Source organism: Sphingobacterium sp. UBA7625 (genome assembly GCF_002484085.1).
Lineage (GTDB): Bacteria > Bacteroidota > Bacteroidia > Sphingobacteriales > Sphingobacteriaceae > Sphingobacterium > Sphingobacterium athyrii.
In genome coordinates this window covers 133,814-146,116 of the sequence record NZ_DLJD01000003.1, presented here as the reverse complement: position 1 = coordinate 146,116, position 12,303 = coordinate 133,814, and the positions used below count along the sequence as shown (strand labels likewise).

Genomic DNA, 12,303 nt, shown 5'->3' with positions numbered 1-12,303 from the left:
TTAAGAAAAAAATAAATGTAAAACAAACATTTAATATATCTTTTCGAAATCACGCAGTGAAGCGCTGCCTCATCTTTTTTTACTCCTATCCATACCGTGCTCTATGCATGTCTCCGGGCGGCATGCATGGAGACCCTCCCATTGCGCTGCCCTACTGCATGATGTTACAGGTTGTTCGCTAAATCCAACATAAATTGACTTTCCTAAAAATAAACCCTAATTTTGGCTAACCGACACTTAACTAAGCCATCACGATGAAAGTAGCCCATGTCCGACAATTGTTTACCCAGCTTTATGAAGAAAACTGGGTCAAGCTGTATGTGCATGTTTTTCGGATGCTGGACGACCGCGATGAGGCCCGTGATATCGTGCAGGAGATCTTTGCGAATCTCTGGGACAGGATGGAGCGCCTCGAAATCGAGCATTCCTATCAGGCCTATCTCTTCCGTTCGGCACGCAATCTGGTGATCAACCGTATCGCCAGCCGTGACGTGGGACGCAGGTACGAAAGTTACCTGGAGCATGCCGGCCCTGCCCTGGAGGTCATGCCCGATGAGCTGCTGCGGGAGAAAGAACTGGCCCTGCAGATCGAACATGCTATTGAGAAGCTGCCCCGTAAAATGGCACTGATCTTTAAGAAAAGCCGTTACGAACAGCGCAGCTACCGCGAGATTGCCGAAGAACTCGATATTTCTGAGCAGACGGTTAAAAAACAGATTTACAACGCGTTGACGCTCCTCAGAAAAAAAATACGGACTATTTTCATTTTTTTCTACCACTAAGCTGCCCCTTTCCTGTCTTCCAAGCAGCAAACACAACAACTGCCCATGAAGAAACCGCTATCTAGGTCATTGCTGCAAAAGTATCAGCAGGGACTATGCAGCCCTGAGGAGACTGCGCTTGTCGAAAGCTGGTACAACCAGCTCAGCAAAGCAAACAACGCAAAGGAAATCCCCGAACTTGATCTTGCGGCCGAAGACCGCTACTTCAGGCAGACGCTCTTTGCCGACGAACTGCTGGCCGGGCAGAGGAAGCGGGCCTATCTGAAAGTCGCGGCCAGCATCGCTCTTTTTATCACGGCAGGACTGGCGATTTACTTTTTTTCCGGTCCGCCGCAGCCACAGCCGGCAGCGCCCTTTAGCATCGGCCAGTTCCAGGCCGAACTGCTGATCGGCAATCAGGTAGTCAGCCTGGATGAGCGGCAGCCCCCGGGCTCCGCATGGATGGACCAGCACAAGGGCAACAAAGTGGCCCTACAAACCAAAAAAGGACAGGAATACCGGATGCAGCTGCCCGACGGCACCACGGTGTGGCTCAACGCCGACAGCAGGCTGGAGATCGGCAAGGACTACAACCAGCAGCAGCGCTCCGTCTACCTGCAGGGCGAAGCCTATTTTAAAGTAGCCAAAAATAAAACTGTACCTTTTATCGTCCATGTGGGCAGCACAAGCATACAAGCACTGGGTACAGCCTTCAACGTAAGGCAGTACGAGAGCGACGGGCAGCTGCTGAGTACAAGGCTTGACGAGGGCAGCGTACGCGTCAGCAATGCTGGCCGGCAGCAGGTGCTGTTGCCCGGACAGGCGGTACAGGTGAACCTGCGGCAGGGCAGCTTCAACCTGCAGCAGCAGAGCGGCCAGCCCGAAGGGGGACAGTGGAAAGACGGTTACTTTATCTTTGAGCAGACACCGCTGCCCGAGATCATGGCCGACCTGGCCCGCTGGTACAATTTTACCTATACCCTGTCGCCGACCTATGAAAAGAAAATCCTCAGCGGAAAGATCAGCAAAAAGAAACCCTTTGCAGAGGTGCTCCGCATATTGCGGTTAGCCGGCATCAATTACACGATCGACAAGGACCAGCTGCTGCTCGCACCCTGACCAACGAACTAAACAAACGCATTTTTAATCTAATACCCTATGAAAAACTCCGTAAAAGCAGTACTGTTCATGCTGATGCATGTCAACGGTTATGCCTTTAGCCAGCATCCGGCCGGTGCGCCAGATCAGATTCAGTTCAAACAGCTCGTCAAAACCATCGAGCAGCGCAGCGACTACCGCTTTGTCTATGACCCCAGCGAAATTAAGCCCGAACTGAATCTAGCTGTGAACCTGGACAATACCAATATTCCGGAACTGCTCAGACAGGCCTTTACCGCCAAGGGCATCCGCTACAGCATTGTCAACAATACCATTGTGCTTCAGGGCAAAGCGACTGGCAGTCCCCAGCAAACCGCCGTCAGCGGTCGTGTGCGCAATGCCGCCGGTGCCGCCCTGGAAGGCGTGAACGTCCGTGTCAAAAACAAAGTGACCAGCACCGTCACCGATGCAGGCGGACATTTTACTTTACATGGGCTGCAGGCCGGCGACATCCTGTCGCTGAGCTATGTAGGCTACCGCAGCAAAGAAGTTAAAATTGCCGGCAGCGACCCCCTTGAGCTAAGCCTCGAGGCCGATCCCGGCAATCTCGATGAAGTGGTGGTCATCGGTTACGGTACCTCCTCCGTCCGCAAAAACACAGGTTCGGTATCCAGTGTGACCAGCCGCGAGATCGGAACACAGCCCGTACTGGATCCCCTCGCCGCACTTCAAGGCCGTGTCGCCGGCCTCAGCATTGCATCCAATTCGGGGCTGCCCGGCAGCTCGTTTCAGGTGCAGCTACGTGGCGTCAATTCACTGAGCAACGGCAGCAGCCCGCTCTACATCATCGACGGCATTCCCTTTTCGGACGAAAGCATGAACCAGTTTGCCCTGGCCAATGGCAATCAGAGTCCCCTGAGCCTGATCAACCCCAAGGACATCGAACGCATAGACGTGCTCAAGGACGCCGATGCCACGGCCATCTATGGCTCCCGCGGCGGCAACGGCGTGATCCTGATCACCACCAAAAAAGGCAATAAAAGCGGGCTCAAAATAGACTTCAACGCCAGCATCGGTTCGGGCAAAGCCATCCGTAACCTCAAGATGCTCAACACCGAACAATACCTACAGATCCGTAAGGAAGGCTTTGCGAACGACCAGTTTGAGCCGACGGTAGATAACGCACCGGACCTGCTGACCTGGGACCAGCATGCCTACAGCGACTGGCAGAAAGCATTTTACGGTGCCAGCTCACCCTTCTCGAGCTACCAGCTGTCCTTTGCCGGAGGCAACGAGCATACCCAGTATCTCGCCAGCACCAACTTCAACCGGCAGGGCGATCCCCTGCCCGGTAACAAGACCTATCAGCGCGGCGGAGCCCTGCTCAATCTGTCCACCCAGTCCCGGGACCAGCGCTTCAAACTGAACAGCAGCTTCAACCTCAATCTGGACCGCAACAACACGGTACCGACCGATATCGCACAGTTTTATAACATTTCCCCCAACTATCCGCTGTATGACGAAAAGGGCGACTATTACTGGTTCCAGCAGAGTCAGCAGAATCCCGCGGCCTATATGGAGCGCTCAGGGCTGTCGAAGTCCAAATCGCTGCTGGCCAATCTTTCTGCCGAGTATGCGATCCTGCCCGAGCTGACGGCCAAGATCAGCCTGGGCTACAACCTCAAAAGCATGGACGAGACGCGCCTGCTGCCCAATGCCGGATTCAATCCAGCAACCAGTACCGGCTCGATGGCCTCTTACGGCAACTCGGACTACGAGTCCTACATCGTCGAGCCCCAGCTCAATTACAGCAAAACATTTGGCAAGCACGACGTCAGGCTGCTCGCCGGCGGCACCTGGCAGCAGCGGGTCAGCGAGGGCAAACACATCGACGGCAGCGGCTACCCGAGTGATTCGCAGCTTGAAAACATGACTGCAGCCGGAGTGCTCGCGGTCCGCAACAACCAATACACGGACTACCGCTACCAGTCCGCCTTCGGCCGGATCAGCTACGCCTACGATGAGCGCTACCTCTTCAATGTCAGCTACCGCCGGGACGGATCCTCGCGCTTCGGTCCCAACAACAAGTACGGTAACTTCGGATCAGTGGGCGCGGCCTGGGTATTCAGCAGCGAGGAATTCCTGCGCGGGCAGTCCGTACTGAGCTTCGGAAAGCTAAGGGCCAGCTGGGGTGTCACCGGCAATGACCAGATCGGCGACTACCAGTATCTCGATACCTGGGGCACCAACTTCGCCTACCAGGGCATCACGGGCCTGTATCCCACCCGAGTTTACAACCCCAATTTTGGCTGGGAAGAAATCAGAAAGAAAGAGCTGGGCCTTGACCTCGGATTTTTGAAGGACCGCATCTTTATGACCCTCAACTACTACAACAATAGATCCAGCAATCAGCTGATCAATATTACCCTGGCGCCACAGACGGGCTTTACCTCCTATTTTGGCAATCAGCCGGCAAAGATCGAAAACAAGGGCTGGGAACTGGAGCTCAGCAGCACCAATATCCAGCGGGAACAGTTCAGCTGGAACACCAGCTTCAATATCACCTTTCCGTCCAATACCCTACTCGAATATCCGGGACTTGAAAGCAGCAGCGATGCCCGACGCTACGTTATCGGCGAGTCCACACGCATCGTGCGCGGCTTCCAGTTCACCGGTGTGAATCCGCAGACCGGCATCGCCCAGTTCAGGGATGTGGACGGTGACGGCAAGATTACCGATTTGAATGACTACGTGACCCTGGGCTCGCTCATGCCCAAATACTATGGGGGCATCAGCAACAACCTGAGCTACGGTCCGCTGAGCCTGGGCTTTATGCTGCAGTTTGTCAAGCAGGAAGGCCCTTCCATCGGCTATGGGCCACTGGCGACCGGCATCGGTTCCATGGCCAATCTGGACGAATACGTACTGGGCCGCTGGCAGCAACCCGGCGACATCACCGACATCCCACGTGCCACTGCCAATAGTGCCAACGAGGCCAATGTGGTGTACCGCAACAATTACCGATACTCCTCTGCCGTGTGGGACGACGCCTCCTTCATCCGGCTAAAAAATGTGTCGTTCAGTTACGATATCTCCCGATGGGCGCAAAAAATCCACATCAGCCGGGCCGCCCTGCAGTTTACCGCGCAAAATCTCCTGACCTGGACCAGCTTCAGGGGCATGGATCCCGAGATGCCCGGTTTTGACCGCAGCAATCTTTCGGATGTCAACCCCTTCGGGTCTGTACGCCCCAGCGCCACGCCGTCCCTGCGTACCTATACCTTCGGTGTGCAGCTTACTTTTTAATGAATCATGAAACGACCAACGAACTATCCCATGAAAAAATATATTATCTACAGCCTCTTTGCCACGCCGCTGCTCCACCTGTCCTGCAGCAAATTTTTGGAGACCGATCCCCCGCGGACCGAAGTATCCGCCGGTGCGGCTTTCAGCGACGCCAAAACCGCCAGTGCAACAGTAGCCGGGCTGTATACCAGCATGAACAATTACAACAACCAGTTTGCCAGCGGACTGATGACCATCGTCCTGTCCAGTCTGGCCGACGAGTACAATTCAGCCTTCACCACTTATGATGAGTACAAATACAATAAACTCAGTCCCGCCACCTCTTATCTCGACCGTCTCTGGTCCCAGCCTTTCAGCTATATCAACCATAGCAACAAAATTATCGAAGGTCTGGAAGCCTCGGCGCTGAGCACTGAGGTCAAAGCACAGCTGTCTGCCGAAGCCCGTTTTACGCGGGTCTTCTGCTACTTTTACCTCAGCAATCTGTTTAATAAAGTCCCTTTGATCACGGACACCAAAAATCTGGAACTCAACAACCAGAAAGGTCCTGCATCCCGTGAAGAGCTTTATGCCTTTATGGTGGAAGACCTCAAGCAGGCTGCTGCGGATATCCCCGATACCTACATCGGCACTGAACGCATCCGCCCCAACCGCAAAGCAGTGGAAGCCCTGCTGGCCAGAGTATACCTCTACCGGTCGGACTGGGCCAATGCCGAAGCCACAGCCGACAAAGTCATTGGCGACAGCCGTTATGAGCTCTCCCGCGATCTGAATACCGTGTTCCTGAAAACCAGCAAAGAAGCCATCTGGCAGCTGCAGACCGTCAACCTCTCCACTGCCGGCGTCAATACCTGGGAAGGGTTCAGCATCGTTCCCGCCGTGGCCACAGCGCGGAGCTTTTATCAGTTGTACAACAGCACACTGGAGGATTATGAGGAGGGTGACCTGCGTAAAGCCAACTGGCTGAAGTCCTATACCGTCGGCAGTGAGACGCGTTATATGCCTTATAAGTACAAGGTTCGTACCAGCACACCCGTCACCGAATACAATACCGTGCTGCGTCTGGCCGAACAGTATCTGATCCGTGCCGAAGCCCGTCTCAACCAGAACAAGCTCGGCGCCGCCATCGACGATATCAACCAGATCCGTGAGCGTGCCGGACTCGATGCCCTGCCCCACACGATGGCCAAAGCCGATATTGCAGTGGCTCTGGAAAAAGAACGGCAACTGGAGCTGCTCGGCGAATGGGGGCACCGCTGGTTTGACCTGGTCCGGACCAACAGGGCCCTGCCGGTGCTTACAGCAGCCAAAACAGACTTTAGCGAAAGCGACTTAAAAATACCGATCGCAAGTACTATTCTATTGACCAACCCTAATCTCCAGCAGAATGATTAAGCTACTCAACCTTTCGCTGCTGCTCGTCCTGTTGCAAACAAGCCCGATACTGCGGGCACAGGTCAGCATTGTGCCGGCAAAAGCCGCGGCCGGTGATACCGTGACGATCAGCTTTGATCCCCGCGGCAGCGCTGCACCCAGTGCCGCAGGCCCCTTTTTCGTAGACTTCGGCTACTCCAACTTTTATGAGCTGCCCAACCGCATACCCATGCAGCAGCAGCATGGCCGCTGGCAGGTACAGTTTAAACTGCCGCCTTATGCCAACTTTTCCTGCTTTACCATTTCCGATAAAGACAAAAAATTTGTGCAGCAGGCCAGCGACAGCAGCCAGTACGAAATTTATATCTATAAACAGGGCAAACTCATTGCCGGCAATTACCTGGGCAAGTCCTATAGCCTGCCGGTACAGAACAAGACTTCCGACCGTATCGTCCCCCTACAGGAACATTACTTAAAGGAAGAGCTGCGGCTGTATCCCGACAACTATGAGGCCCGGCTGCGGCTGATTGCTCTGCAGATGAAGGAGAGCAGTCCCGCCCGGCAGGCGCAGCTGCTGAAAGAGGGCCTGGCTGTGATCGAGAAAAAATTCAGGAGCAATCCCCTCTCCGAGGGCAATCTCAACAAAGTGACGATGGGCTATCTGATCCTGGGGCAGAACCAAAAGGTGGACTCGATCCGCCGTGTGGTGGTGGACGAGTTTCCCAACGAAAAGATCGGGATCTCCTACCGGCTCAATACGCTGCTGCGTGAGCCGGACTCGTCCGCTGTGGTGGCTGGGATACAGCAGCTGCTGGAGCGCCGAAACGACAGCAACAAGGAGGCCTTTGGCAGTGCCTACGAGTACCTATTCAGCTACCACGTGCAGCGTGGCGACAGTGCAGCGGCACGTACTTACCTGCCCCTGATTACCACCTGGGAGCCGGATCCCTACAAATGGCGCGCGTACCGCAACTATGTGCAGCTGATGCTGGATCACCAGATCCTGCTGCGCGAAGCCTCCAGGCTCAATTTGTATGTTCTGGATAGCGTCGCGGCGTATCCCGTGAGCCTGATCCGCTATTTTCCCGAGACCGGCTATCTGGTCGCCCACGATCCCGCGCGGTCCGACAAGATCGAAGCAGTCAAGGCGGAGATCATGGCCAGCCAAGGGCTTCTGGCAGCCCGGCTGAACCAACCGGAAGCTGCCCGGCAGTGGTTTGCCCGGAGCATTCCCATGCTGAAGTCTCCGGCACTGCTGCGTGCCGTCGCCGGGCAGTACCAGCAATGGAATGATGCGGAAAGTGCCTTACCCGTACTCGAAGCCGCCTATCAGCAGGCCCCCTTTGACCCCAAGATCCGGCAGCTGCTGGAGGATGCGATCAGCCAGCAGGGGATCCGTACCGCCGACCGACAGGCCTATTTCAGCAAGCTCGACAGGCAGTGGAAGCAGCATTACTATCAGGAATTTGACAAGACCATCGGCAGCAGCCCCTTTCCGGCGGAGTTCAGCATCGTCGATATGGCGCGCAGGCCATTGGGCCCGCAGGATCTGGAAGGCAAGATTGTGGTCATTGACTTCTGGGCAACTTGGTGCAAGCCCTGTATTGCCTCCTTCCCCTACCTGCATCAAGTGTACAAAAAGTATGCAGATGACCCCAGAGTCAAGTTTGTCGTGCTCAATTCAGGCAGCGGCAACAGCTGGGACGATGCCTACAAATGGGCGCAAGCCAACCCGCAATTTGACTTTCCCTTTTACTACAACCAGGATAAGAAACTGAGCAACAAGCTCGGTATCACCTCCATTCCGACCACGCTGATCCTCGACAGCAAAGGCAATATCCGTTTCCGGAAAGTGGGATTTGAAGGCGAAAAGCTGCTGCAGAGTCTTGATGCCATGATCGAATACCTGAAAGAACAGGAATAACCTTCCCGCGGCAAAGCCGAGGAGGGTAAACCAACAGCGGGTATCCGAAAGTTCAGATACCCGCTATTAAAAGGCCCCATTGTTAGTAAAGCCGCCAGACCAAGGACTGACGACACCTGGATGATGTATCCGCTTTTCTGCTCCCCCGTAGCAACATCCCGCGGCGAAAAGCTCACCCCGATAAAACAGCCTAACACCGATACCGAAATGCGGCATCCGAGCGATTTAGCAAGCTGACATCCATCATTTATGCTATAAATCAAAAAAATCTACAAAAATAGTAGACTTTATTCTTTACTATTTTTATATTTGTTCATCGTTTCTCAATTGGCGTTGGTCACGTTGTTATTTTTTAAATGTAGTTTTCACAATTAAATTTCTATGAGCAAGTATTATTTTAGACAAATCTTTCCAAAAAACAGTCCCCTGTTGAATCCATTATTTTTCAAGAAAAAACGAATGTGCATGGCGTGATGCACGTGCCCGATAGCTGAATAGCTGTTGTTTTTTTGAATTCAACATCAACCTAATCTACTGTTTTAATCATGAACATAAACAATTGGAAACGATTGTCTGTGGCGCTATTTGCCTCATTTCAGGCCAATATAGTGCTCGCACAGCAGCCCGTTTCACCCATTATCAATGCAGATCTTATTGGTACGCTGCTTGATGCACGAACCAATAAACCCATCGCAGGGGCAACAGTGCAACTAGATGCTGTCACACACCGTGTACAGACCGATACCTGGGGGCGCTTTTCATTCCGAACCGGTCAAAAATTGCCTTTTAAAATTATTGTGAGCCATCTGGGCTACCGCTCGGATACCTTAATTGTACAGCGCTCACCCGTTGAAATCAAATTGCAGCCCAATGACCGGCAGCTCGACGAAATTGTTGTCGTCGGATACGGAACGACAAAAAAGGGGGATGTCACAGGAGCATTGTCCCAGATCAAGGGGCAGGACCTCAATGACCGGCCAATAGCGAATATCGTCCAGGGCATACAGGGCAAAGCGAGTGGCGTGGACATTACCTCAAATAACCGACCTGGTGGCGTAGGTACCATACGCATCCGTGGTAACCGCTCCATAAATGCCTCCAATGAGCCGCTCTATGTAGTCGACGGAATTCCGATATCCGCAAGCGAAGCATCTATTATCAACCCCAAAGATATTGCCTCCATTGAAATTCTGAAAGATGCTTCAGCAACAGCAATCTACGGATCACGTGGTGCAAATGGTGTGATCCTGGTCTCTCTTTTAGAAGGAAAAAAGGGACAGATATCCGTGCAATATAACGGATCATTATCTTTGGATCAGATTCATTCGACGACTGACTGGATGGATTCAAAGGCACTTTTGGACTGGCAACGGCAGAGTCACATCAATGGAGGTACCTATACCGGAAAATACGGTACAGCACCCGATCCTGATTTCGATATTCAAAATTTTGGTGGTGGCGAAACCTACGGTATTGAATCCATCCGCAAGGCCTACAGTTGGGGAGCAGACGGCAAAGTACTGCTGCGCGATGCTACTGCAGAAGAGATTGCACGTGGGTACGCACAGCAAGTGCCCGTATATAACGGCGGCAACCTCCTCAATCAGGATTGGACAGATTTGGTGACACGCCTTGCAAAAACCAACAACCACAGCATCTCGCTCTCTTCGGGTAATGAAAAATCCAGCCTTTACCTGTCTGCGGGACTGCTCGATCAAAAGGGCGCCATGATCGATCAGGATTATAAGCGGTATACCACAACATTAAAAGGCGATGTTTCGCCCCGAAAATGGCTGAAGCTGGGCATATCCATGATCGGCAGTTATTCCGTCCAAAATTATGGCATGGCTGACAACAGCTCCAATACGGGTGGAAAAGATTCCTATGGCCAGGCCCTGGCACTCATGCCCTATGCGCCAGCCTATGATGAGAACGGACTTTTGTTGAATACCAATCGCACGGGTCTGTCGGCGCATAATGTACTCCTGAATATTGAAAATAGTAAAAATGAAAATACGCAATACAGTGTGCTCTCCAATGCTTTTGCGCAGCTCAATTTTACACCTTGGTTAAAATACCAGCTCAAATTTGGGGTGCAGTATACGGGAACGGAAAAAGGCTCGTTCTATGGCCCCGATTACACAAACCCCTTCTCTGCTGTGGGTACAGCTCCATTGATCGGCTACAATTCCCACAACAAGCGACTGTCCTGGGTATTTGAGAATATGCTGACCTTTGATAAGAAATGGGACGATCATTCCCTGAAAGTGGATGCCTTGCAGTCTTCACAGGAAAATAGATCCAATGGTATTAATATCCGGGCGCAGGATATTACCTTCCCTTCTTCGCTGTGGTACAACCTGAGTGCCAATGATCTTGGCATCCCCATGAGCTATGGGACGTCCTTTAGTAAATCTACCTTGCTATCTTATATGTTAAGGGCTAATTATGCCTTGAAAAATAAATACCTAATGACGGCAACGGGACGTTGGGACGGGGCGTCGGTGCTGGCTCAGGGGCATAAATTTGATTTCTTCCCCTCTCTGGCCCTGGGCTATAAATTAGAAGAGGAACCTTGGTTGAAAGCGGTGGATTGGATTGATCAGTTCAAGCTCCGCTATGGCATCGGTGTAACGGGAAATTCTTCTGTATCGCCCTACACCACCTCAGGGACAATCGCTGGTGCAGCCTATGTTTTTGACGAAACGCAGGTGCCGGGCTACAAATCATCCTCCATGCCAAACGCAGCGCTCGGTTGGGAAAAAACAGTACAGCATAATATCGGGCTGGATTTCGCATTTCTGAACAACAGCATATCAGGTGCTGTGGAATGGTATAGAGCAAATACCAAAGACCTCCTGCTCAATCGATCCATTCCCCCCGTACTCGGGTACAACAGCATATTGGGCAATATCGGAAAAACGAGCAACAGTGGGCTAGAAATCTCTGTTTCAACGAAGAATATCGACCGACCGAATTTCTCCTGGAATACAACCTTGACCTGGAGCAGAAACCGGGAGAAGATCGTCGAATTGGTCGACGGTAAGGTAGACGATGTGGCCAACGGCTGGTTTATTGGGCAGCCTATAGCCGTATTTAGGGATTATGTCTATGACCGATTGTGGCAACAGACACCCGATGACCTCCGGCTGATCGAACTTTACCGAAAAATTGGAAATATCACGGCTTTACCGGGGCAGGTAAAAATCAAAGATCAGCAACTTGTGGAAGTACAGCCTGGTACAGACGGTGCAAAATCGGTCACCCTAGCATCCGGCGAAACTGTCACCTATCTCGACAATGGCTTTGGAACCATCAACGACAGTGACAAGGCAATCTTGGGCAGCAATAGACCCAAATGGACAGGCGGGATTGTCAACGCTTTCCGGTACAAAAACTGGGACCTCTCCTTCTTTATCTATGCACGTATCGGCAGCAGCTACTATGGCGCGCTACAGACCTATGGCCGCCGTACGGAAACAGCGATATGGAGCCCTGAAAATACCTCGGCGGCATTTCCGCAGCAGACAACAGCGACGTTCACAAACTACAATGCGGTACGCAATTACACGAGTGGCAGTCTAGTGTCGTTGCGCTATATTTCCTTGGGCTACACGTTTAAACAACCTGTGCTCGATCGACTTAATATCGGAAGCCTACAGGTGTATGCGCAGGTCCTCAACCCAGTCATCTGGGGCGGCGAAGCGGTAAAAATTGGCCTTAATCCGGATGATGTCAACGGCTGGGATAGTGCCGCCGCAGCGCAGAGCGGTGGACAGACCGCCAACAGCATCTTATTGCGCAGTGCCGTTCTCGGATTGAGAATCGGTCTTTAATCAA

Annotated in this window: 6 protein-coding genes; all 6 read left to right on the top strand. The window is 52.6% G+C overall.

The genetic code is table 11. The features are described 5' to 3' along the window. Positions 1-254 precede the first annotated feature (254 nt). The 6 genes from B4G94_RS00705 to B4G94_RS00680 all read left to right on the top strand — a co-directional run bounded on the left by B4G94_RS00705 (position 255) and on the right by B4G94_RS00680 (position 12,299). Positions 255-782: an RNA polymerase sigma-70 factor gene (locus tag B4G94_RS00705; protein WP_286856543.1), complete on the top strand. Its 528-nt coding sequence runs from the start codon at positions 255-257 to the stop codon at positions 780-782. Between the two features lie 45 nt (positions 783-827). After that, entirely contained in the window at positions 828-1,880 is a 1,053-nt protein-coding gene (locus B4G94_RS00700; protein WP_286856542.1) for a FecR family protein, read from the top strand. 39 nt (positions 1,881-1,919) lie between these two features. Further along, the gene (locus B4G94_RS00695; protein WP_286856541.1) at positions 1,920-5,165 is read left to right on the top strand and encodes a TonB-dependent receptor; all 3,246 of its coding nucleotides are present in this window, start codon (positions 1,920-1,922) and stop codon (positions 5,163-5,165) included. A 30-nt stretch (positions 5,166-5,195) separates the two neighbouring features. Further along, complete coding sequence (locus tag B4G94_RS00690; RefSeq protein ID WP_286856540.1) at positions 5,196-6,560, top strand: RagB/SusD family nutrient uptake outer membrane protein; 1,365 nt, start codon at positions 5,196-5,198, stop codon at positions 6,558-6,560. Next, positions 6,553-8,463 carry a TlpA family protein disulfide reductase gene (locus B4G94_RS00685; RefSeq protein ID WP_286856539.1) on the top strand — a complete coding sequence of 637 codons (1,911 nt, stop codon included), beginning with the start codon at positions 6,553-6,555 and terminating at the stop codon, positions 8,461-8,463. Before B4G94_RS00690 ends, B4G94_RS00685 begins: the two co-directional genes overlap by 8 nt. Positions 8,464-9,008: 545 nt before the next feature. Beyond that, entirely contained in the window at positions 9,009-12,299 is a 3,291-nt protein-coding gene (locus B4G94_RS00680; protein ID WP_286856538.1) for a SusC/RagA family TonB-linked outer membrane protein, read from the top strand. The last annotated feature ends 4 nt before the right edge of the window (positions 12,300-12,303 follow it).